We start from the raw sequence: 21,510 nt of genomic DNA, 5'->3' as shown, positions 1-21,510 counted from the left end.
GGGGTCAGGACTCCTTGACCGCGATGGTCTCGACCGTGTTCGCCACGTGCTCGAACGCGTCCGCCGCCTCTTCCAGCACGTCCACGATCTGCTTGAGCTTGAGCACCTCGATGGCGTCGTACTTGCCGTTGAAGAGGTGGGCGAGCAGCTTGCGGTGGATCTGGTCCGCCTGGTTCTCCAGGCGGTTCACCTCGATCCAGTACTCGGTGAGGTTGGTCATCGTCCGCAGGTTCGGCATGGCCTCGGCCGTGAGCTCGGCCGCCCGCGCCAGGACCTCGATCTGCTGCTCGACGCCCTTGGGCAGGTCCTCGATCTGGTAGAGGACGACCAGGTCGACGGCCTCCTCCATGAAGTCCATGATGTCGTCGAGCGAGGACGCGAGGGCGTAGATGTCCTCGCGGTCGAACGGCGTGATGAACGACGAGTTCAGCTGGTGGAAGATCGCGTGGGTCGCGTCGTCCCCGGCGTGCTCCGCTGCCCGCATCCGCTCGGCGATCTCGGCTCGGGCGGACGGCTCCGCGCCGAGCAGTTCCATCAGGAGCTTGGAGCCCGTGACGATGTTGTCCGCGGACGCGGCGAACATGTCGTAGAAGCTCGTCTCCCTGGGGGTCAGACGAAAGCGCACGTGGGATCCTCGGGGTGCAGCGGATTCAGCGGATTCGGTCTCGATGATGCTAGGCGCATCATCGGGCCGCGGCTAACTGGCATTCCCTCAGTGTCGCCCATCGGGCAGAGTGCTCACCAAGCCGGTACGGCCCCACGGCCGGCCCGTCGCCGAAATTTCGGTACGATATACCCGGTGGGGGTATGCCGACGAGGCACTATCCCAGGGGCACATGCCGGAGCCATCGCCACGGAGGACGCCATGACGACCACGGACACCACAGCGGCCGGCGCCGGCGAGCCCACCGCGGCCCCCTGCCACGGCGAGCCCGGGAGCGACAAGGGTCACAACCGCGGCCCCCACGGCTACAGCAAGCAGAAGGACCAGCACCTCAAGCGCCTCCGCCGGATCGAGGGCCAGATCCGCGGCCTCCAGCGCATGGTCGAGGAGGACGTCTACTGCATCGACATACTCACCCAGGTCTCGGCGGGCACCAAGGCCCTCCAGTCCTTCGCCCTCCAGCTCCTCCAGGAGCACCTGCGGCACTGCGTCGCCGACGCCGCGGTCAAGGGCGGGGACGAGATCGACACCAAGGTCGCCGAGGCCACCGCGGCCATCGCCCGCCTGCTGCGCTCCTGACGGGCCCCGCCCGGCGGCACCACCCCGGGAGAGCCCCGGGGCGGGCCTCAGACGTCGCCGTCCCCGGACGCCCCGGGCCGCCGGGAGCGCACGACCCGGAGCACCTCGTCGATGCGGTCCGGGCTCAGCCGCTCCTCCGCCGCGCCCGTCGCGGCGATCATCAACTCACCGTAGAGATCGATCTCGATGAGGGCCACGGGATCCGGACCGGCCGACGAACCGCGCCGCGAAACCACGTGATTCACCTCCTCGGGTCTTGCGTCGTGGCGGTCCCCCTCCAGGAGGGCCCGGTCCCAGGTTAGGGACCGGCACAGACCGCGGGCATGACACAGAAGGACCATTTCCATGGCCAACCACTCCTGGCCGCGTTATTTCCGCGGTGAACGAACCCTCCCCGCATAGATATCTCCGGATTCCGGCAGCCTGATGTCGGGCGCGAATCCGAAGGAGGACAGTTCGACGGTCGAGACCACGGTCGTGCGTTTCCCCGCCCCGGACCCGTCCGCGGCCTCCTCCCGTTCGTCGACCCCGAAGCGGTAGCGCAGCAGCCGCGGCAGCCCCTCCTCGTCGAGGAAGGCGTCGAAGGCGACCGTCCCGGCCGAGAAGCCCCGCGCCGCCGCCGTCAGCACCGCCCGGTCCCGCGCGGGCGCCCGCCGCGCCGCCTCGGCCAGGTCGATCGTCCCCCAGAAGTGCCGCACCGGCATCCCGTCCAGCCCCTCGTCCCGCATCGAGGTCACCTCCCGCGCCCCGCCGAGCAGTTCGGCCGCCGCCAGCGGATCCGTGGCGCCGCTGGTGAGCAGGTCGCCGTCGGGCAGCGCGGCCGTGTCGAGGCGCACCCACTTCTCCGGCGGGACGCCCGCGCCGCGGTTCTTCATGTAGAGCGCGCCCGGGGTGAACACCTCGGTGATCGGCCGGTGTTCGGCCGTCCCCCGCGCGTCCTGCGGCACCCGCACCGTCAACCGGCCGACGGGCCGCGCGAAGTCGTACACCCCCCGGCCCAGGATCGTCAGCCGGGTGCCGCCGCTCTCCGTCTCCATGGACGTACGCACCCGCGCGCCGCCCGTCCGCGCGAGCGCCCCCGCCACGCGCCGCATCGCCTCGACCGCCCGGCCCGGGTGCACCGCGTCGGCGGTCCGCACCGCCCAGCGGGCCTCCGCGCCGCCGCCGGCCGTCCCGTCCTGCCCGTCCCCGTCCGGCTCCTGCTCGGCGCAGCCGGTCACCAGCAGCCCGAGGGCGAGCCCGCCCGCCATCGCCGTGGCCATGGCGGCCCTGCGTCTGTGCCCCTGCGCCGCCATGCCCGTCAGCCCCCTTCGGGTGGAACCTGTTCCTTCCAACGACCGCGTCCGGGCCGCCGTCACGGCCGGTAGCGTGGTGGCGTGTCCGATACGCACCCCGTGCCCCCCGACGGCGAGCACCGCACCACCACCGGCGAACGCGGCGCGTTCTGCGCCGCCCGCTGCACCTGCGGCTGGCTCGGCCCCGCCCGCCGCGCCCGCTCCCAGGCCCGCAGCGACGCGGAGGCCCACCGGGCGCAGGCCGCCGCGCGCTGAACTCCCCGCACTCCCCGCACTCTCCGCCGCACCCCGGATCCCCCGCCGTGCGCGCCCGCCGGTCACCGGCGGAACCATCCGCCCCCTCCCGGACATCTGTCCCATCAGTCAGATGGGCAACACGGGTAACAACGGGGGCGACATGGCCTTGACCAGGCGCACGCTGCTGACGGCAGCGGCGGCGACGGGAATCACGACGGCGGCGTGGCCGTCCACCGCGGTGGCGCGCCCCTCCGCCAAGGTCCGCGCCGCGGACTGGACCGCCCTCGGCAAGGGCCTCAAGGGCGGCCTCGTCCGCCCCGGCGACGCCGATTACGCCACCGCGCGCCAGCTCTACAACACCCGCTTCGACGGCCAGCGGCCCGCCGGCGTCGCCTACGTCGCCGGCACCGCCGACATAGCCTCCTGCCTCTCCTTCGCCCGCCGCTTCTCCATACCCGTCGCCATCCGCAACGGCGGCCACAGCTACGCCGGTTGGTCCGGCGGCGACGGCCGGCTCGTCATCGACGTCTCACGGCTGCGCACCGTCCGCACCACCGGCTCCTCGTCCGCCGTCGTCGGCGCCGGCGCCAAGCTCATGGAGGTCTACACCGGCCTCGCCGCGCACGGCGTCACCGTCCCCGCCGGCTCCTGCCCCACCGTCGGCATCTCCGGCGTCACCCTCGGCGGCGGCCACGGCGTCCTCTCCCGCGCCTACGGCATGACCTGCGACAGCCTCACCGGCGCCACGCTCGTCACCGCCGACGGCAAGGTCCTCGACTGCGACGCCAAGCGCAACCCCGATCTCTTCTGGGCCCTGCGCGGCGCGGGCAACGGCAACTTCGGCGTCGTCACCGAACTCCGCTTCCGCACCCGGCGGGTGGGCAACGGGGTGTCCGGCTACGTCTCCTGGCCCTGGGCCAAGGCCGCCGACGTCCTCCGCGCCTGGCAGGAGTGGGGGCCGGGCCAGCCGGACGAGATCTGGTCCGCGTGCGACCTGTCCGTCGCGTACCACGGCACCCCGCGCATCGCCGTCGCCGCCTTCTCCCTCGGCACCAAGGGCGACCTCGCCAACGCCCTCGACAGACTCGCCGCCAAGGTGGGCGGCGGCAAGGCGAGAATCTCCGTCTCCAGCCGCTCGTACCTCGACGCCATGCGCCGCTACGCGGGCTGCGGCGACCTCACCCTCGCCCAGTCCCACCTCCCCGGCCGCACCCCCGGCCGCGACCGGGCCGGCAAGCTCGGCCGCGAAACGTACGCGGCGCGCTCGGACTTCTACGACCGTTCCCTGAACGCCGCCGGCATCCGTACGCTCCTCGACCAGACCGAACGCTTCGCCCGGCGCGGGGGCCCGGGCGGCGGCTCCATCCAGCTCACCGCCCTGGGCGGCGCCGTGAACCGCGTCAAGCCGCTGGACACCGCGTTCGTTCACCGGCGCTCGCGCTTCCTGGCGCAGTACCTGACGTCGTGGCGCGCCGGCGCTTCCGGCGCCGGCCAGGTGGCGTGGCTGGACGGCATCCACACCGCGATGCGCCGCTACGCCTCGGGGGCGGCGTACCAGAACTACGCGGACGCGGGCCTCAAGGACTGGCGCCGCGCCTACTACGGGGACGCGGCGCCGCGCCTCGCGAAGCTGAAGCGTCAGTACGACCCCGGTCGTTTGTTCACGTTTCCGCAGGCGCTGTAGGGGTGGGCGGGGCTGGGGCAAACCCCCCTACGCGGCAAGCCCCTTGTCGCGATGCGCCCCCGGCCGCCCGGCCGGCAGCGCCTCCGGCCCCGCCACAGCCAACGACACCGTCGTTCGACGCGACCGGACAAGCCACCCCACCCGCGACGACCCAACCCGCGCCGCCACCGGTGTAAGCCCCATCATCGCCAACGGCGCCAGCAGCAACACCACAGCCGTGCCCAGCGCCAGCCCCCCGACGACGTCCGTCGGGTAGTGCACGCCCATGAACACCCGGCAGAAGCCCTCCGCGAAGGCCAGCCCGATGCCCATCAGCCCATACCTGCGATGGGCGACGAAGAGACCGACCCCCAGCGCCATCGTCAGCGTCGCGTGATCGCTCACGAAGGAGAAGTCCGTCTTCCCCCGCACCAGCACGTCCAGCCCCTGGTGTTCCAGGAACGGCCGAGGGCGCCGCACGAACCCCCGGATCGGGACGTTCACCAACAGCGCGAGCCCGGCCGCCAGCGGGGCCCACAGCAGCGCCGCGACCCCCTGCGCCGCGTCCGGCCCGCGCCGCACGCTCCACCAGGCGCAGACCATCAGCACACCGAGGCCGAAGACGATCCCGTACTCGCCCACGAACGACACGGCGTGGTCGAACCACCCGGGCGCGTCCTTGGCCAGTCCGTTGATGTCGTAGAGCAGGTCGACGTCGGGGCCCGACGAGCCTCCGTCGGCGCTCGCCAGGGGATGGACCGCCGCAAGTCCTGGTCCGAATCCGGATGCGGGCATCGGGTTGCCCCCTTATCTGTCGCCTTTAGCACGGTGCAGCTGCCAAACCCCCGTGGTCCGTGCGCCCCTGACGGGGGCGCGGCTTTCCCACCCCCAAGGGAACGCGCCGCTCCGACCCGGCGTTCCGCTCTCCACTCAATGATCACCAGGACGTTATCCAAGGGTGACCGGGGGCGGTGCAGGAGGCCCGGGGTTCACACGCCGTTCGGCCTGGGCAACGCTTTCGCACCCGCATCCGTCACGCGGGTCGCGCCGATGTAGTCCGGTGTGTCGATTTTGTCGAACCGGTTCACGGCGCCGGTGTGGGGCGCGTTGATCATGTATCCGCCCCCCACGTACAGGCCCACGTGGTGGATCGTGCGCGGGTCCTGGAGGTTGTGCGCGAAGAAGACGAGGTCGCCGGGCATCAGCTCGTCCCGCTTCGGGTGCGGGCCGGCGTTCCACTGGTCGTTCGCGACGCGCGGCAGCTCGATCCCCACGCTCGCGTACGCCGCCTTCGTCAGCCCCGAACAGTCGAACCGCCCGCCGTCCTCCTTCGTCCCGTCCCCGCCCCACAGGTACGGCTTGCCGAGCTGCTCCTGCGCGAAGTAGATGGCCCCGGCGGCCTGCTGGGAGGGGGCGACGTGACCGACGGGGCGGGCGAAGCTGCGCTCCAGGTCGCGGATGGATCGTACATAGCCCTGCGTCTCGGAGATCCGCGGGACGCCGGCGGCCTGGATGACGCTGTACGGGCCCGCGTTGTAGGCCGCGAGCATGTTGTTGGTGGCATCGCCCGGGACGCTCTTGACGTCCTTCGCCAGTGCGCAGTCGTACGTCGCCGCGGACGCGATGGCGTCATCGGGGTTCCAAATGTCCGGTTTGCCATCCCCGTTGGCGTCCACCCCGTACCGGGCCCAGGTCTCCGGGATGAACTGGGCGAGCCCCAGCGCGCCGGCGGGGCTCTTCGCCTTGGGGTCCCAGTTGCTCTCGGTGTAGAGCTGGGCGGCCAGCAGCGCGGGGGTTATGGCCTCGCAGAGGTTGCCCCATTTCTCCAACTGCGGCTGGTAGGCCGCCGGAACGGCCCCTTTGGCCAGTCCGACGGCACCCCGTACACCGCCCGCGATGTTCAGGGAGGCGGTGTAGACGGCGAAGAAGAGCAGCCCGAGCAGAGCCAGGCACATGCCGATGCCCGCTCCGGCGCCCAACCACCACTTCCGCACCCCGCGATTCTCCCCCATCGGGGCGTCATGTACCCGTCGTTCTCCCCGGTTCGACGGAAGGCGCGGGGGAGCAAGGGGAGCACTCGCGGTGCACGAGGGCGCACGTCCGACGCCGTATCAGCGGATCAACGGGCGACGAATCCCCGGCAGTCGAAGATGCCGTACTCCTTCGGGCCCTTGACATGCAGGAAGAGGAGGGTCCAGTTCCCGGGGTCGTTGCCCACCGGGATGGCGCGGCCGGCCGGCTTGCCCCCGACGACGTCCCGGAAGTCGTCGGGATAGGTCAGCTCCTTGAACTCGGAGCCCCAACCGGTCGCATCCTTCGGTGCGATGTCGACCGGCTTGCTCGTGTAGCCGAGCCCACGGTTCTCCGTACGAGGCCTTTCCACCGGTTTACCCGTGTCCGGATCGATGTCATGCGGAGGCTTCACCGCCACGGACACGTAGTACGGCTTGGGCAGCTCCGGTCCGGCGTACTTGAAGCGGAAGGAGATCTTCACCTTGCCGTTCATGACACCGGGCTTCTCGGTCACGGCATCCACGGCCCCGGCCTGGAACTGCCCTCCCGCCCGCTCCTGCGGCGGCGCGGCACACCTGCCGAGGCCGTACGGATCGCCCTCGTCGGGCGTCCACTGATCCCGGTTCAGGTCGGTGGCCTCGACGAACCCCGGTACCTTGGCCGGCCCTTGCGACGCGGCGACCGACGGTCCCGACGTGACCGAAGGGGCGGCCGGGGCCTGGGCGGCCCGATCACCGTCGCCACCCCCGTCCGGCCACGCGAACACCACCCCGATCGCCACCCCGAGGGCCACCGCCCCCGCCCCCACCGACAGGTACACCCCCTTGCGCCGCTTCGGCGCCATCCCCGGCACATACGTCGGTGTGTACGTCGGCGTATGTGCCGGAGGCACCGGCGGCGGGGGCACGAACCCCGCCGCCACCGCCGCCGGCAGATCCCCCGGCGCCTTCTCCCCCAGCGCCGTCAACGGCCCGTACACCGGATCGTCGACCAACGACGACGTCACCCCGCACCGCGCGACGATCTCCCCCGGCCCCGGCCGCGCCGCCGGATCCGCCGCCACGCACGCGCGGATCAGCCCCGCCAGCGCCGGCTCGACCCCGTCCACGTCGATCTCGCCGTGCACGACCCGGTACGTCACCGACTCCATCGAGCCCGGCCCGTACGGCGGCCGCCCCGTGGCGACGGCGGCCATGGTCGCGCCCAACGCGAACACGTCGGCGGCGGACGACACCTCGTTCCGCGTGATGACCTCCGGCGCCGTGTACCCCGGCGTCCCCGGCGCCGAACCCACCTGCGTCAGGACCGTCTGCTCGGCCCCCCGCGCGATGCCGAAGTCGATCAGCTTCGGCCCCACCGGCGACAGGATGATGTTGTGCGGCTTGAGATCGCGGTGCGTCACCCCGTGCGCGTGCACCTGCGCCAGCGCCTCCGCCAGCGCCGCGAAGAGGCGGAAGCAGGTGTCCGCCGGGAGCGCCCCGCGCCCGCTCATCGCCTGGGTGAGCGTGGGCCCCGGCACGTACTCCGTCGCCAGCCAGTAGGGCGCCGCCTCCAACGACGCGTCGACCAGGTTCGCGGTGTACGCGCTGCGCACCGCCCGGACCGTCTCGACCTCGCGCCGGAAACGCGCCAACGCCTCCGCGTTCTGGGCGAAATCATCCCGAATGACCTTGATCGCCAACTGCCGCCCACCCGGGGAACGCCCCAGGTACACCTGCCCCATGCCCCCGCTCCCCAGCCGGGCGAGGAGTATGTGCGGGCCGATACGGGCGGGATCCTGAGGACGTAGCGCTTCCACGCGTCGGAACTCTAGCGCCCTGCGTACTCCCGGGTAGCGGACGATTCGGGTGCTGCCACGGCGGCCGGCCACGCCCGAGCGCCCGCCGACGCCCGACCCGGCTCAGACGCCGTCCGCGAGCGTGAACCACACCGTCTTCCCGGTGCCCGGGCCGTGGCGGCAGATGCCCCAGTCGGTGGCGAAGGCGCTGACGAGCAGCATGCCGTTGCCGTTCTCGGGCTGCTCGTCGGGGGCCCGGCGGCGGGGCGGGTCCAGCCGGGGCGCTCCGGGCGCGTGGTCGTGCACGTGCACGCGGACGCCGCCGGTGGCCCACTCGGCGTGGAGGGCGATGGGCGAGGAACAGCCGGTGTGCCGACAGGCGTTGACGGCGTTGGTCACCACCTCGGAGGTGAGGAGGACGGCGGTGTCGGCGAGTTCGGGCTTGCAGTCGGCGTGGGCGGGCGCGAGTGCCGTTCGCACCGCGTCCCGCGCCGCGCGGACCCAGCCGGGTTCGGGCGGGAAGAGGAGGGAGAAGCCGGCGTGGGGGCGTGGGCGGGATTCGGGGGCGAGGGCTGTGCTGCCGCTGGGGCACATGGGGGTTCCTCGGTTCGCAGGGGACCGTGCGCGGGCGTGGGCGAGCGCACGCCGGTGCGCTTCGGGTGTGTGGCGACGGTGGGTTGGGCCGTCGCCCATCGACGGTAGGGACGGCAGTTGCCGATCTGCAACCTCACTGCGGGGATTGCCACCAACGAGTGGATCGCCTCCCGGCGGAGCAGGCAGACTGCTGCCGATCAACCGGAGGGACGCATGGGACTGCGCAGCAATCCAACGCAGCGACAACGCCGTTTGGGGGCCGAACTCCGCAGGCTGCGTCTCGCGGCCGGACTGTCCGTCGCGGAGGCCGCGGCGGCCGCCGGGCTCGGGCCGCCCCACCTGGGGCACATCGAGGCGGCCCGAACAGCCATTCCAGAGGTGAAGTTGCGGGCACTCATGGCCGCATACGGTTGCCGATCGGAATCCCTCGTGAACGCCCTGGTGGCCATGAGCGTCAGCAGCGGCCGCGGGTGGTGGTCGGATTACAAGCGCCATGTGGGCGGTCGGGGCACGGACTTGGCCGAGCTGGAGGCGTCGGCCACGTCGAGCCGTTCGTTCCAGTGGCTGTACATTCCCGGGCTGTTGCAGACGCCCGATTACATCCGGACGCTCCTGGCGGCGGGTGAGCGGGACGCCGACGAGGAACTGCTCGACACGTACGTCGAGTTCCGCCTCGGCCGGCAACGGGTGCTCACCGAGGGCTCACTGCACCTGCACGCCGTCATCCATGAAACGGCGCTGCGGATGCGCTTCGTCCCGGGCGACATCATGCGCGCCCAGCTCGAACACCTGCTTCGTATGGCCCTGTTGCCGCAGGTGCGGATCCAGATCCTGCCGCTCAGCGCGACCTTTCACCCGCCCGCCTTCTCGTCACCGTTCGTCCTGTACGAAGCCGGCGTGCCGGAACTCGGCACGGTCTACGTCGAGCAGCCGGTCGCGTCCCCCTTCCTCAGCGAGCAACAGCACCTCGCGGCCTTCACCACTTCCTTCCAGGAGCTGGCATCCGCCGCATTGGACCCGATTGACCCGCAGTCCCTCGGCGAGTTCCATGCAAGGAGGGACTCCCTCGGGCTCATCCAGCACGTGCTGTACACCTTGTGCGAGGCGACCGGTGCCTGAACGCCAGTGGCAGAAGTCAAGTTTCAGCAACCCCGTCGGAGACGGTGACTGCATAGAGGTGTCGGTCTCCCGGCGAAGCCTCTCACTCCGCGAAAGCGGCCACCCTCAAACGGTCCTCACCCTCACCCCCTCCACCCTCAGATCCCTCCTCGACTTCGCCAGACGCAGCCCCCGCCCCCCTCAACTCCACAGCGGGAACGACTCCTGCCGAGGCGCATGAGGCGGCCGGGACGCCGGATATGTGACGGTCAGCCGCGTGTAGTGCCGGAGGCCGGCGTGGCCAGGCCACGGACGGGCCCGGTCGAGCCGGACGGAGACCGGGTACGAGTGGAAGTGACCCTCGGCGCAGTCGGGGACGCAGTCGTTGACCAGATCCCGACCGGTGCCCACCGCGGCGGCCCCGCTCCACTGGGCCCAGCGCAGGGAAGCCAACGCGTTGTTGCCGTCACCGCAGGCGATGACGAACGAACCGGGCCGCACCTGCGCCTTCTTGGCGCAGTCGACGACGACCGCCGTGGGCGCCGCCGCCGCGGGGGCGGCGGCCGTGGCGGTCAGGGCCACCCCGGCGCCGATCAGAACCGCCGCCGCCTTCGCTGTCGGACCTCGCATGGGCTGCTCCATGGTTGACCTGGGTGTGCGGTTGAGTTGACCTGGGTGTGCGGTTGACATGGGTGTGCTCCGCTCTCGCCACGCTACGGCCGTCCGCCCGGCCGGACCACCGCACCGGTGCCGAAGTGGCCATACGGCAGCCACGGGGAGGGCGTGACCGGATCGTTCCGCCCCGGGGCATGATCGAGCCTTATCCGGCGCCCCGGCCGCCCCGCAGGATGGGCCCATGAGCAACGACAAGAACACCGGCAACAGCGTCCTCCTCGTCATCGACGTCCAGGAGTCCTTCCGGCAGCGGGCCAACTGGGCGGCGACGTCCAACCCGGACGTCGTGCGGAACGTCGGCCGGCTGGTCGACGCCCAGCGGGCGAAGGGCGAGCCGGTCGTGTGGATCCTGCACTCGGAGCCGGGGAGCGGCACCGTCTTCGACCCGGAGCGGGGGTTCAACCGGCCGATCGAGGGGCTGGAGCCGGCCGCCGGGGAGCCGGTGCTGACGAAGACGTCGCACAACGCCTTCACCACCACCAACCTCCAGCAGCTGCTGACGCAGCAAGGCGTCCACGAGGTCGTGATCAGCGGAATCCGCACCGAGCAGTGCTGCGAGACGACGGCCCGCGTCGCGTCGGACCTCGGGTACGACGTGACGTTCGTGACGGACGCGACCGCCACGCACCCCATCGAGCACCGGGACGCCCCGGCGGGCCGGAGCCTGGACGAGGTCCTCGCGGACCCGCGTACGCTGACCACCGACGCGATCGTGGCCCGTACCGAATACGCCCTGGCGGGCCGCTTCGCACGGATCGCCACCACGGACGACCTGACGGCCACGGACTGACCGTGACGAGCCGACTGTGACAAGTTGACCGCGACCGAACCGACCGAGGGCGCAGCCGAAGGGAACTGACCGGATCGTGACCCGGGTCGTCTTCCTCCTCGTACCGCAGCTGCACCTGCTGGACCTCGCGGGCCCGGCCCAGGTGTTCTCGTCCGCGGACACCTTCGGCCTGGGCTACGAGGCCGTGTACGTGGCCGAACACGAAGAGGTGCCCACGGCCCAGGGCGTGGCCCTCCGGGCCGGGACGCAGTGGCCCGCCCTGACCCCGGACGACCTGATCGTCGTTCCGGGCTGGCGCGCCCCCGCCCTGCGCGGCACCGGCGTGCTCACCCGGGCCACCCTGGACCGGCTCGTGGCGCACCACGCGGCCGGCGGCACGGTGGCCAGCGTGTGCGCCGGGGCGGACGCGCTGGGCCGGGCGGGGCTGCTGGACGGCCGCCGCTGCACGACGCACCACGACGTGCAGGACGAGCTGGCGCGCCGCTACCCCAGGGCACACGTGGTGCGCGACGTGCTGTTCGTGACGGACGGCCGCGTGATCACCTCGGCCGGCATCGCGAGCGGGATCGACCTGGCCCTGCATCTCGTCGCCGTACGGCACGGGGCGGCCGCCGCGGCGCGGGTGGCGCGGGAGATGGTCGTCTACGCGCGCCGCAACGGCGACGACCGGCAGCACAGCGCGATGCTGAGGCACCGCGCGCACCTCAGCGACGCGGTGCACCAGGCCCAGGACCTGATCGACGCGCGCTACACCTCCACCGTGCGCCTCGCCGACCTCGCCGCGGCCGTCGGGCTCGGCGAGCGCACGCTGACCCGCCGGTTCACCGCGGCGACGGGCCTGACGCCGCTGCGCTACCAGCAGGTGCTGCGCGTCGAGCACGCGGAACACCTCATCGGGCAGGGCGCGACGGTGGAGGCGGCGGCGCGGTCGGCCGGCTTCCAGGACGCCCGGATGCTGAGGAGGCTCAGGGGCCGGGCGGAGGCACGACAGGGCTGAACCGCCGCCGCGCGCCGGGACGTTCAGCGCCCCGTTGCGCAGCCGCGCCGCTCGCCTATCGTGGGTGCGGCACCGTGCCGGTGCGTACGACACCCCATGAGGCGAGGGAGACGGCTGTGGCACCGCGCGTACCGGAGGGAATGACCTGGATCCCGGCCACGGACGATCCGACGCTCCCGGAGTACCTGGAGATCGCCTTCGACGGGAACGGCAACGTCTACCTCCGGGAGAACCTCCACCCGGAGAAGGTCGTCGTCACCACCGAGCGCAAATGGGAGGCGTTCGTACTCGGCGTGAAGGCGGGCGAGTTCGACCACTTCGTGGAGGAACCGGCGCAGGGGGCGGAGGGCTAGGCGTCACCCCTTCCCCACGCCGTGCCCGCCCTTCCCGTTCCCGTGTCCGTGGTGCGGTGTGGCCGTCGGCGTGACGTGGCCCGCGCTGCCGGCGCCCCCGCCCTCCTGGGAGACCGTCTCGTTCATCTCCTCCGACCGCCGCTCCTCCTGGCGGCCCCCTTCGTCGTCCCCGTCCGAAGTGAACACCGACGCGCCGATGACCGCCGCCACGGCGAAGGCCACCGCTCCGGCGACCGCCCCGGCCAGGGCCTTGGGCGTATGCCGCTGCCGCCCGCGCCCGGCCGGCGCCTTGCCCCGGCGGCGCCCGGGCAGCGCGGCGGGCGCCCGTGTGGCGCGCGTGGCGGACGAGCCGGGGAGCGCGTACGTCGTGACGCTCTCCTGATGGAGCAGGGCCTCCGGGCCGACGGCCGGCGCCTGCGGAGGCGCGGCGGGCGGCACGGGCGGGACCGACGGGGAAGCAGGGATGGACGGGACGGGCGGTGGTGCCGCGCCCGGGGCGACCGGGACGCCCGGGGCGACCGGAACACCCAAGGCAACGGGCGGGACCGGCGGCATGGGAGGCGGCGGCGTGGCCCCAACAGGCGCACCCGCCACAGGAGTCACCGCCCCGGGAGCGTCCTCGCGCCACGCCGGACTCGCGAACCAGTCCGCCACCTCCTGCGCCGTCGGCCGGGCCTCCGGCTCCTTGGCGAGCATCCGCAGCAGGTAGGCGTCGAGGGCGTAGGGCACGTCGCCCCGGTGCTGTCGCGGCGGCACCGGCGGCGAGTCGACATGGAGGTAGAGGAGCGAAGTGGGGCTCTCGGCCCAGAACGGCGGCTGCCCGACCAACAAGTGGTAGAGCACGCACCCCAGCGCGTAGACGTCCGACGCCGGGCCCGCCACGCGCCCCAGCGCACGCTCGGGCGCGAGGTAGGTGCTCGTGCCGACGATCTGGCCGGCGCGGGTGAGCTGGGCGGAGGTCTCGTCGACGAAGCGGGCGATGCCGAAGTCGCCGATCTTCACCGTGCCGCTGCGGTCCAGCATGAGGTTGCCCGGCTTGATGTCGCGGTGGACGACTCCCTGCCGGTGGGCCGCCGCCAGGCCCGCCGCGGACTGGGCGGCGATGTCGGCGACTCCGGCCGGGGAGAGCGGGCCGCGGGCGGCCAGCTGCTGGGCCAGGCTCGGCCCGTCCACCAGCTCCATGACCAGGTAGAAGCGGCCCTCCCAGGAGCCGAAGTCGTAGACGGCGACCACTTGAGGGTGATTCAGGCGGGCGGCGGTCTGCGCCTCCAGGCGGAAGCGCTGGGCCGCGGAGTCCTCCCCGTCGTCGCCGAGGAGCAGCTTCACCGCGACCTGACGGCCGAGCACTTCGTCCTGGCCGCGCCAGACTTCGCCCATTCCGCCGCGGCCGAGCAGCTCCCCCAACCGGTAGCGTTCGGCAACCAGCACCCCTACCACCCCTGAACTCGACGCACCCGACGACCCAGGCGATGAGTGCGATGAACGCGATGAACCAACCCGGCGGCCGTGGTCCGCGGCGCGTGCGGAGACGGCCCCCACAGCCTACCGACCGAACGCGCGATTCCTTGAACACCTGTGCTCCCCCCGGTCATCACGCCCATTGCCCACCGTGGGCGTGCGTGATACACAGAGTCACCATAGGACCACCCACTGACATCGGTCCGTGCCGCCGTGCGGGGCGGCCGCGGTGGGGGTGCCCGGGGCACATGCGGGTCCCGTCAAAAAATGCCGCCAAGTCGACATACAAGGGCGGCCGCGTCAGCGAAGATAGGTACCGACCTTTGCCGTGCGGCAGGGGTGCTGCAACTACCCACAAGGGGCGGTGAGTTACGTATGTTCTTGGCAGCCGGAAAAGGCGACATCAACACCATTATCGGTGGAATCGCCCCGAACTGGGGGCCGTTCGGCAGTCTGGGCCGGGAGGCCCGCGTGATGATCGAGGTCATCATGGCCGTATCGATCCTGCTCTGCCTGGCCATCGCGATCTGGGGCGCGGCGAAGCAGCGGATCGGCGCGACGGCGCTGCGGGACACGTTCAGCGCCGAGCAGGGCAAGGGGCTCATCGTCGCCGGACTGACCGGGGTGTTCATCATCGGTTCGCTGGGGACACTCTTCACCATCGTCTACGGCATGGCGGTCTGAGCGGGTGCCGCCGGGCCCACCGCCCCGGCCCGGCGGCACCCGTCGCCCCCTGCCCGCCGCGTCCCTCCCTTCCGTGCCGGCTCGCGGCGCAACGGCCCGCCCGAGCCCCCCACCCGAGGCTGCCACCTGATGCCCTCTCACTCCCTCACGCACTCCCCCGGGAAACCGCCCGCACCGCTACCGTCGTCTCATGGCGGCAGGCCCGCGACGACGCACGAGGGAGCTGGCACGCGATGAGTCCCGGTGACGACGGCTACAGCGGTCACGGCTCCGGCGGTTACGAGGCCGACGACCGCCACATGACGCGGACGCGCCTGCCGGAGGGGGAGGTCGATCCGTACGCGCCCCCGCGCCGCGGCGGCGTGCGCCCCAGCCGCAACCTCATCACCGTCGTGGCGGTGGTCGTCCTGCTCATCGCGGCGATCGCCTTCGCCAACCGGGGCGGGGGCGGGGGTTCGTCGGGCGACGGCGCCGAGGAGACGGCCCAGGGGGCCGGGGGCGCGACGGCGCCGTCCGGCGTGAAGCCGGTGGAGGGGAAGGCCGGGGGAATTCCGGGGGGGTTCGCCCGGACGGAGCAGGGGGCGCAGTCTGCGGCTGCGAACTTCGCGACGATCCTGGTCTCTTCGGACATCCTCAAGCCGAACCGGCGGCACGAGATCGTGCCCCGGGTCTTCACGGCCGAGAAGGCGCCCGAGTTCCAGTCGCAACTGGACGCCGCCTACTCGAAGGACTTCCTGTCCAAGCTGGGCCTGAACGAGAACGGCGAAGCCGCCAAGGGCAAGACCTATGTGTCGCGCACCGTGCCGGTAGGCACCAAGACCACCGAGTACAGCGACTCCTCCGCCTCGGTGGACGTCTGGTGCACGGGCGTCTTCGGGACGGCCGGCGTCGGTTCGACCTCCCCTGTCGCCAACGACTGGTTCACGATGACGATCAAGCTGCGCTGGACCGGCGGCGACTGGAAGGTGGAGGGCTTCTCCCAGAAGAACGGCCCGGCCCCGGTCAACAGCGACCGGGCCGCGTCCTCGGCCGACGACATCTCGAAGGCTGTCGAGCAGTACGGAGGGTTCACTTATGCCCGGTAGGCCCCGCCGTGGCGTCACGCTCGCCGCCGTGCTGACCGGCATCCAGACGAGCGCCGTTCTCCTCAGCGCCCGCGCCTTCGCGGCCCCCACACCCACGCCGTCCTCCGGCGGGAGCGCGACTCCGTCCCCGGGGACCACACCATCGCCCGGAGCCACGCCGTCCACCGGGGCCACCGGTGTGCCCAGCCCGGGGTCGCTCCCCACCAAGGACAAGTGCGACCTGATCGTCGGCCCGGCCCGCGACTACTGCCAGTCGGGCCAATCCACCTCCAAAACCCCACCCGACCCCACCGCCGCCCTGGACCCCGCCGCCGCGCTCGCCAAGGGCTGCGCCGAGGCGGCGACCTGGATCATCCAGAAGCTGTCGGACGCCGTCCGGAACACCAGCAACGTCGACTTCACGAACGGCACGTTCCTGCGCCAGTACGCCGTCGTCTTCGCCGCGTCGACGATCCTGACGCTCGTGCTGTGGCTGCTGGCGGTCGCCAAGCGGGCGGTGCGCGGCGTGCCGTTCACGGAGGCGATCACGGAAGCCGTCGGCTTCCTCTGGCTGACGGTGCTGGCGTCCGCGTTCACGCCGCTGATCCTGTACACCGTCGTGCAGGCCACGGACGCCGTGACGGAAGTGATCGCCAGCGGCACGGGTGATCACAACGACACGTTCTTCGGGGGGTTCGCCGAGGCCCTGAAGAAGGGCGACGGCATCGGCGGCGGACCGATCATGCTGATCGTGATCTCGCTGGTGTCCGTCCTCGCCGCCGGCGTCCTGTGGCTGGAGCTGGTGATCCGGGCGGCCCTCCTCTACGTGGGGGCCCTGCTCGGGACGGCGGTCTACTCGGGGCTCGTCGACAAGAACATGTGGGGCCACGTCCGCCGCTGGGCGGGCATCATGATCGCGGTGATCCTGGTCAAACCGATCATCGTGATCGTGCTGTCGCTCGCCGGGGCGCTCTCCTCCGGGCAGGGCCCGAACGCCCTGTCCGCCGTCGTCTCGGGCCTCGCGATCATCATCCTCGCCATCTTCGCGAGCGCGATGATCTACCGCTTCGTACCCGGCTTCGGCGACGAGATCATCAGCAGTCGCAACGCCAGCAAGGACGCCGCGTCGCGCCAGGCCGCCGCCGTGATCTCCTCGCCCGCCACGCTGGTCAAGCAGGGCATCACCACGCACAGTTCCCGCGGCGGCGGGGCCCCGGCGCCGCAGCAGGGCGCGGCCCGTCCCGCCAACCCGCTCTCCGGCGGCGTCGCCGCCCACAGCGCCCGGCGTCCCCCCGCGGGCGCCCCCGGCCCCACCGGGACCGGAAGCGCACCTTCCGGATCCCCCGCGCCCCGCGCGCAGAACAACGGCAACACCACGGGAGGTGAGCGGAGTTGACGATCGAGGCGCAGTCCCAGCCGGTCGCGGCCCGCCGTACGTATCTGATCGGCCGCGCCCGCCCCAACGCGGTCATCGGCAAGAACCGCGAGACCGGCGAGATCGGCCTGATCATCGCCGGGGCGTTCCTCGGCATGATGTGCGGGCTGCTGGTCCCGGTGCTCCCGCTGCGGATCGTCACCCTCACCGGCTTCCCCGCCCTCGCCCTCGCCGCCGTGTACGTGCCGTACAAACAGCGCACGTTCTACAAGTGGTTCGAGATCAACCGCACGTACAAGCGCACCGTCCGCCGCACCCCCGCCTACCGCTCCGGCGCGGTCGAGGCCGGCACCCGCCTCGACGGCCGCGAGATCGAGATCGGCCCCCCGCCCGGCATCGGCCGGATCAACTGGCTGTCGGCGCCCTTCGGTCCGGACGAGATCGCCGTCCTGCTGCACGCCGACCGCCGCACCGTGACCGCCGCCATCGAGATCGAGGGCCCCGGCGTCGGACTGCGCGACTCCGAGGACCAGGAGGCCCTCGTCGAGCGCTTCGGCACCCTGCTCAAGCACGTGGCCAACGGCGACGGCTACGTCACCCGCCTGCAGATGCTGGCCCGTACGCTGCCCGCCGACCCCGACGCGCACGCCAAGGACGTCGAGCGGCGCGGCGACGACAGCTCGCCGCAGTGGCTCAAGGACTCCTACGACCAGCTCCAGTCGATGGTCTCCACCTCCTCCGAGCAGCACCGCGCCTACCTCGTCGCCTGCATGCACTACACCCGCGACCTGGCCGCCGAGGCCCAGGCCATCGCCCGCGCCTCCCGGCACGGCGGCGGCCGCCGCCGGCTGGACCGCGACGGCGGACTCGCCGTGGTGATGGCCCGCGAGCTCACCGACATCTGCGCCCGCCTCGCCGAGGCCGACATCCGGGTCCGCCAGCCGCTCGGCCAGAGCCGCCTGTCCTCCCTGGTGCACTCGATGTACGACCCCGACCACCCCATCGACCACATCCAGGCCATGACCGAACGCAACGCCTGGCCCGCCGAACTGGACGCCGTCCAGCCCACCTACCTCCAGGCCAAGACCCGCGAGTCGGCCACCCGCGAGCCCTGGTGCCACGCCACCGCGTGGATCAAGGAGTGGCCGATGACCCCGGTCGGCGTCAACTTCCTCGCCCCGCTGCTCGTCCACACCCCCGACGTCATCCGCACCGTCGCCGTCTGCATGGACCTCGAACCCACCGACGTCGCCATCGAGCGGATGCTCACCGAGAAGACCAACGACGACGCCGACGCCTCCCGCGCCGCCAAGATGAACCGCGTCGTCGACCCGCGCGACGTCGCCCACCACTCCCGCGTCGACCAGCGAGGCGAGGACCTGGCCAGCGGCGCGGCCGGCGTCAACCTCGTCGGCTACATCACCGTCTCCTCGCGCTCCCCCGAGGAACTGGCCCGCGACAAGCGGACCATAAGAGCGTCCGCCGGCAAGAGCTACCTCAAGCTGGAGTGGTGCGACCGCGAGCACCACCGGGCCTTCGTCAACACGCTGCCGTTCGCGACCGGCATCCGACGCTAGACGACGCCACACCTAGGGCCTGTTAGGGGCAACCGCCGTGCTCGATCCACTCGCCTCCCTCACCAACGCCTTCACCAGCTTCCTCTTCGGGAAGGTGGAGACGACACGGCTGCCCGTGCGCACGTCCACCGGGCAGGCACAGGCCGTCTACCTCCCCACGGCCGCACCCGGCCTCGGGGACTCCGGCGTGATCATCGGGCGGGAGGTGTACTCGGGCAAGGGCTACATCTACGACCCCTTCCAGCTCTACGGACAGCAACTCCCCGCCCCGCACTGGCTGGTGCTCGGCGAGTCCGGCAACGGCAAGTCCGCGCTGGAGAAGACGTACGTCCTGCGCCAGCTCCGCTTCCGCGACCGGCAGGTGGTCGTCCTCGACGCCCAGGGCGAGGACGGCGTCGGCGAGTGGAACCTCATCGCCCAGCAACTGGGCATAACCCCCATCCGGCTCGACCCCATGGCCGCCCTCGACGGCGGCATCCGCCTCAACCCCCTCGACCCGTCGATCACCACCACCGGCCAGCTCGCCCTGCTGCGCACGATCATCGAGGTGGCCATGGGACGGGGGCTGGACGAACGGTCCGGCTTCGCCCTCAAGGTCGCGCACGCGGCCGTGACCAACGGCGCCACCCCCGGCCGGCAGCCCATCCTCTCCGACATCGTGGAGCAACTCCGCCACCCCGAGGCCGAGTCGGCGGAGTCCATGAACGTCGACATAGACGACGTACGGGCCTGGGGCCTGGACGTGGCCCTCGTCCTCGACCGTCTGGTCGACGGCGACCTGCGCGGCATGTTCGACGGCCCGACCACGGCCGGCATCGACCTCGACGCCCCGCTGATCGTCTTCGACCTCTCGCACATCGACCGCAACTCGATCGCCATGCCCATCCTCATGGCCATCGTCGGCGTCTGGCTGGAGCACACCTGGATCCGGCCCGACCGCAAGAAGCGGATCTTCCTCGTCGAGGAGGCCTGGCACATCATCAACTCCCCCTTCGTGGCCCAGCTGTTCCAGCGGCTCCTCAAGTTCGGCCGGCGGCTGGGCCTTTCGTTCGTCGCCGTGGTGCACCACCTCTCCGACGTCGTGGACGGCGCGGCCGCCAAGGAGGCGGCCGCCATCCTCAAGATGGCCTCCACACGCACCATTTACGCCCAGAAGGCGGACGAGGCACGGGCCACCGGCCGGGTGCTCGGCCTGCCCCGCTGGGCCGTCGAGATCATCCCCACGCTCACACCCGGCATCGCCGTCTGGGACGTCAACGGCAACGTCCAGGTCGTCAAACACCTGATCACGGACGCCGAACGGCCACTGGTCTACACCGACCGCGCCATGACCGAGGAGGGCGCCTCCGACCGCGAACGGGCCGCCGAGGCCGAGGTCGCCGAACGGGCGGCCGCCGCGAGGGAACGCCATCCGGACGCGGCGTACGGACCGCCCTCCCGCTCGACGGTGGCCTGACCGTGGAACAGGGACGGCGCGCCCAGGGCGGGGGCGTTCCCGACGGGCTGCTGATCAGCGCCATCGCGCTCCTCCTGGGGGTCACCCTGGTGGCCTGGACGGCCACCGGCCTCTCGGGCCTCCTCGCCGCCGGTGCCTGGCCCGACGGCGTGAGCCTCACGCACACCCCGCAGGCCATGCGCCACCTGATGTCCGCTCCGCGCGACCTCGCGGCCGCCTGGCCGGAAACCCCACCGGAACAGCTCTCCGGGTACGGCCTGTTCTGGGGCGTGGCGATCAGCGAGGCCCTGGTGGCGACAGTGCTCGCCGTCTTCCTGATCGGGACGGTGGCGAGATGGCGACGGGGGCGGGGGCGGATGGCGATGGCGTCCACAGCGGCGGGCGGTGCGACGGCGGCCGGCGGGGCGGCGGACGGTGGGACGGCGGCCGGTGCGGCGGTCGGGAGCGCGCCGCCGGTGTCGGTGCCGGCGCCGGTGGCCGCCCCTGCGTCCGCACCCGCGCCTGTCCCGGCCCCCGCCCCCGAGCCGGCGCCTCCGGCGCATCCCGGCAGTGAGCGCGTCGTCTACGCCACCGACCGCCGGGCCCTCGCCGCCCGGGCCGTGCTCGACGCGGCCGGGCCCGTCCTGGTCGTCACCAGCGACCCCGGTCTGTGGACCGAGACCAAGGACGCGCGGGCCAAACTCGGCCCGGTCCGCGTCTTCGACCCGGGCCACCTCCTCGACACCCCGGACCGCCTCCGCTGGAACCCGGCCGCCGGCTGCGAGTCCCGGGAGACCGCCGCCGCCCGGGCCGCCGCGCTCCTCGCCCCCGTCCGCCCGCCCAGCGTCCTCGACTCGCTCACGGCCGAGACCGCCGAAACACTGCTGCGCTGCTGGCTCCACGCGGCGGCGGTGGACGGCCGTCCCTTCCGCCAGGTGCACCGCTGGACCCAGGGCGGCGCCGCCCACGAGGCCGTACGGATCCTGCGGACGAACCCCAAGGCCACCGGCGGGGCGGCGGGCGAACTCGAATCGGCCCTCACCGCCCACCCGGAACGCCGCGAGATGGCACAGGAGTTGACACAACGCGCCCTCAACGCCCTCTCGTCCGTGCACATGCGCGACGCGTGCAGCCCCAACCGGGCCGACGCCCTCGCGTTGGAATCATTCGTGGCCGAGGGGG

23 protein-coding genes are annotated in these 21,510 nt (G+C 72.2%); 14 read left to right on the top strand and 9 right to left on the bottom strand.

What is annotated here, in order from left to right; all coding sequences use genetic code 11:
* Positions 1-4: 4 nt before the first annotated feature.
* Entirely contained in the window at positions 5-625 is a 621-nt protein-coding gene (locus tag AC230_RS13355) for a DUF47 domain-containing protein (protein ID WP_049716407.1), read from the bottom strand.
* Between the two features lie 240 nt (positions 626-865).
* Between AC230_RS13355 and AC230_RS13350 the strand changes: the two genes are divergently transcribed.
* Positions 866-1,243: a metal-sensitive transcriptional regulator gene (locus AC230_RS13350; protein ID WP_049716406.1), complete on the top strand. Its 378-nt coding sequence runs from the start codon at positions 866-868 to the stop codon at positions 1,241-1,243.
* A 47-nt stretch (positions 1,244-1,290) separates the two neighbouring features.
* Here the strand turns inward: AC230_RS13350 and AC230_RS13345 are convergent, their stop codons facing one another.
* Both AC230_RS13345 and AC230_RS13340 read right to left on the bottom strand, forming a co-directional pair.
* On the bottom strand, positions 1,291-1,479 hold the full coding sequence (locus AC230_RS13345) for a hypothetical protein (protein ID WP_049716966.1): 189 nt from the start codon (positions 1,477-1,479) through the stop codon (positions 1,291-1,293).
* Positions 1,480-1,611: 132 nt separating this feature from the next.
* Complete coding sequence (locus AC230_RS13340) at positions 1,612-2,538, bottom strand: SCO4651 family lipoprotein (protein WP_049716405.1); 927 nt, start codon at positions 2,536-2,538, stop codon at positions 1,612-1,614.
* 81 nt (positions 2,539-2,619) lie between these two features.
* On the opposite strand from AC230_RS13340, the gene AC230_RS32565 reads away from it, so the two are divergent.
* Together AC230_RS32565 and AC230_RS13335 are read left to right on the top strand one after the other, a co-directional pair.
* Complete coding sequence (locus AC230_RS32565) at positions 2,620-2,793, top strand: hypothetical protein (protein ID WP_157868569.1); 174 nt, start codon at positions 2,620-2,622, stop codon at positions 2,791-2,793.
* A gap of 142 nt (positions 2,794-2,935) precedes the next feature.
* Complete coding sequence (locus AC230_RS13335; protein ID WP_422125582.1) at positions 2,936-4,459, top strand: FAD-binding oxidoreductase; 1,524 nt, start codon at positions 2,936-2,938, stop codon at positions 4,457-4,459.
* 27 nt (positions 4,460-4,486) lie between these two features.
* On the opposite strand, the gene AC230_RS13330 is transcribed toward AC230_RS13335, so the two are convergent.
* The 4 genes from AC230_RS13330 to AC230_RS13315 all read right to left on the bottom strand — a co-directional run bounded on the left by AC230_RS13330 (position 4,487) and on the right by AC230_RS13315 (position 8,822).
* Positions 4,487-5,188 (bottom strand): phosphatase PAP2 family protein, encoded by a 702-nt coding sequence (locus tag AC230_RS13330; protein WP_049716965.1) that lies wholly within the window; start codon positions 5,186-5,188, stop codon positions 4,487-4,489.
* Positions 5,189-5,427: 239 nt separating this feature from the next.
* Entirely contained in the window at positions 5,428-6,432 is a 1,005-nt protein-coding gene (locus AC230_RS13325; protein ID WP_049716403.1) for a C40 family peptidase, read from the bottom strand.
* Between the two features lie 125 nt (positions 6,433-6,557).
* The gene (locus AC230_RS13320; RefSeq protein WP_049716402.1) at positions 6,558-8,249 is read right to left on the bottom strand and encodes a protein kinase domain-containing protein; all 1,692 of its coding nucleotides are present in this window, start codon (positions 8,247-8,249) and stop codon (positions 6,558-6,560) included.
* Positions 8,250-8,351: 102 nt separating this feature from the next.
* Positions 8,352-8,822, bottom strand: a complete 471-nt coding sequence (locus AC230_RS13315; protein ID WP_049716401.1) for an ATP-binding protein — start codon at positions 8,820-8,822, stop codon at positions 8,352-8,354.
* Positions 8,823-9,035: 213 nt separating this feature from the next.
* Here AC230_RS13315 and AC230_RS13310 point away from each other — a divergent pair, with 213 nt between their 5' ends.
* Complete coding sequence (locus AC230_RS13310) at positions 9,036-9,941, top strand: helix-turn-helix domain-containing protein (protein WP_049716400.1); 906 nt, start codon at positions 9,036-9,038, stop codon at positions 9,939-9,941.
* Positions 9,871-10,161: a DUF397 domain-containing protein gene (locus AC230_RS31070; RefSeq protein WP_078871217.1), complete on the top strand. Its 291-nt coding sequence runs from the start codon at positions 9,871-9,873 to the stop codon at positions 10,159-10,161. The genes AC230_RS13310 and AC230_RS31070 overlap by 71 nt, the downstream gene beginning before the upstream one ends.
* Here the strand turns inward: AC230_RS31070 and AC230_RS13305 are convergent.
* Entirely contained in the window at positions 10,122-10,550 is a 429-nt protein-coding gene (locus tag AC230_RS13305) for a hypothetical protein (RefSeq protein WP_049716399.1), read from the bottom strand. The genes AC230_RS31070 and AC230_RS13305 overlap by 40 nt on opposite strands.
* A gap of 226 nt (positions 10,551-10,776) precedes the next feature.
* On the opposite strand from AC230_RS13305, the gene AC230_RS13300 reads away from it, so the two are divergent.
* The 3 genes from AC230_RS13300 (at position 10,777) to AC230_RS13290 (ending at position 12,735) form a co-directional block, all read left to right on the top strand.
* Entirely contained in the window at positions 10,777-11,385 is a 609-nt protein-coding gene (locus AC230_RS13300) for a cysteine hydrolase family protein (RefSeq protein ID WP_049716398.1), read from the top strand.
* Between the two features lie 76 nt (positions 11,386-11,461).
* Positions 11,462-12,382 carry a GlxA family transcriptional regulator gene (locus AC230_RS13295; RefSeq protein WP_049716397.1) on the top strand — a complete coding sequence of 307 codons (921 nt, stop codon included), beginning with the start codon at positions 11,462-11,464 and terminating at the stop codon, positions 12,380-12,382.
* Between the two features lie 116 nt (positions 12,383-12,498).
* A complete protein-coding gene (locus AC230_RS13290; RefSeq protein WP_241833214.1) occupies positions 12,499-12,735 on the top strand; it encodes a DUF397 domain-containing protein in 237 nt (78 codons plus the stop codon).
* 3 nt (positions 12,736-12,738) lie between these two features.
* Here AC230_RS13290 and AC230_RS13285 read toward each other — a convergent pair whose 3' ends face one another.
* The gene (locus AC230_RS13285; protein WP_078871216.1) at positions 12,739-14,163 is read right to left on the bottom strand and encodes a serine/threonine-protein kinase; all 1,425 of its coding nucleotides are present in this window, start codon (positions 14,161-14,163) and stop codon (positions 12,739-12,741) included.
* 405 nt (positions 14,164-14,568) lie between these two features.
* Here AC230_RS13285 and AC230_RS13280 point away from each other — a divergent pair, with 405 nt between their 5' ends.
* The 6 genes from AC230_RS13280 to AC230_RS13255 all read left to right on the top strand — a co-directional run.
* Positions 14,569-14,877: a hypothetical protein gene (locus AC230_RS13280; RefSeq protein ID WP_004955155.1), complete on the top strand. Its 309-nt coding sequence runs from the start codon at positions 14,569-14,571 to the stop codon at positions 14,875-14,877.
* A 233-nt stretch (positions 14,878-15,110) separates the two neighbouring features.
* Positions 15,111-15,962, top strand: a complete 852-nt coding sequence (locus AC230_RS13275) for a DUF8175 domain-containg protein (RefSeq protein WP_049716395.1) — start codon at positions 15,111-15,113, stop codon at positions 15,960-15,962.
* Positions 15,952-17,337 (top strand): hypothetical protein, encoded by a 1,386-nt coding sequence (locus tag AC230_RS13270; protein WP_053161155.1) that lies wholly within the window; start codon positions 15,952-15,954, stop codon positions 17,335-17,337. Before AC230_RS13275 ends, AC230_RS13270 begins: the two co-directional genes overlap by 11 nt.
* A 2-nt stretch (positions 17,338-17,339) precedes the next feature.
* Positions 17,340-18,893 carry an SCO6880 family protein gene (locus tag AC230_RS13265; RefSeq protein ID WP_049716962.1) on the top strand — a complete coding sequence of 518 codons (1,554 nt, stop codon included), beginning with the start codon at positions 17,340-17,342 and terminating at the stop codon, positions 18,891-18,893.
* A gap of 37 nt (positions 18,894-18,930) precedes the next feature.
* On the top strand, positions 18,931-20,349 hold the full coding sequence (locus AC230_RS13260; RefSeq protein WP_049716394.1) for an ATP-binding protein: 1,419 nt from the start codon (positions 18,931-18,933) through the stop codon (positions 20,347-20,349).
* A 2-nt stretch (positions 20,350-20,351) separates the two neighbouring features.
* On the top strand, positions 20,352-21,510 hold a 1,159-nt coding region (locus AC230_RS13255), incomplete at its 3' end, for a hypothetical protein (protein ID WP_049716393.1).

This window comes from Streptomyces caatingaensis, assembly GCF_001187435.1.
Taxonomy (GTDB): domain Bacteria; phylum Actinomycetota; class Actinomycetes; order Streptomycetales; family Streptomycetaceae; genus Streptomyces; species Streptomyces caatingaensis.
The sequence above is the reverse complement of the archived record's forward strand: the minus strand, read 5'-3'. Positions and strand labels throughout refer to the sequence as shown.

Bases quoted from the DNA above. Each gene is read 5' to 3' on its own strand.
- AC230_RS13270 (WP_053161155.1), top strand. From the start codon at position 15,952: ATGCCCGGTAGGCCCCGCCGTGGCGTCACGCTCGCCGCCGTGCTGACC.
- AC230_RS13305 (WP_049716399.1), bottom strand. From the start codon at position 10,550: ATGCGAGGTCCGACAGCGAAGGCGGCGGCGGTTCTGATCGGCGCCGGG.
- AC230_RS13280 (WP_004955155.1), top strand. From the start codon at position 14,569: ATGTTCTTGGCAGCCGGAAAAGGCGACATCAACACCATTATCGGTGGA.
- AC230_RS13340 (WP_049716405.1), bottom strand. From the start codon at position 2,538: ATGGCGGCGCAGGGGCACAGACGCAGGGCCGCCATGGCCACGGCGATG.
- AC230_RS13335 (WP_422125582.1), top strand. From the start codon at position 2,936: ATGGCCTTGACCAGGCGCACGCTGCTGACGGCAGCGGCGGCGACGGGA.
- AC230_RS13315 (WP_049716401.1), bottom strand. From the start codon at position 8,822: ATGTGCCCCAGCGGCAGCACAGCCCTCGCCCCCGAATCCCGCCCACGC.
- AC230_RS13350 (WP_049716406.1), top strand. From the start codon at position 866: ATGACGACCACGGACACCACAGCGGCCGGCGCCGGCGAGCCCACCGCG.
- AC230_RS13310 (WP_049716400.1), top strand. From the start codon at position 9,036: ATGGGACTGCGCAGCAATCCAACGCAGCGACAACGCCGTTTGGGGGCC.
- AC230_RS13300 (WP_049716398.1), top strand. From the start codon at position 10,777: ATGAGCAACGACAAGAACACCGGCAACAGCGTCCTCCTCGTCATCGAC.
- AC230_RS31070 (WP_078871217.1), top strand. From the start codon at position 9,871: ATGCAAGGAGGGACTCCCTCGGGCTCATCCAGCACGTGCTGTACACCT.
- AC230_RS13275 (WP_049716395.1), top strand. From the start codon at position 15,111: ATGAGTCCCGGTGACGACGGCTACAGCGGTCACGGCTCCGGCGGTTAC.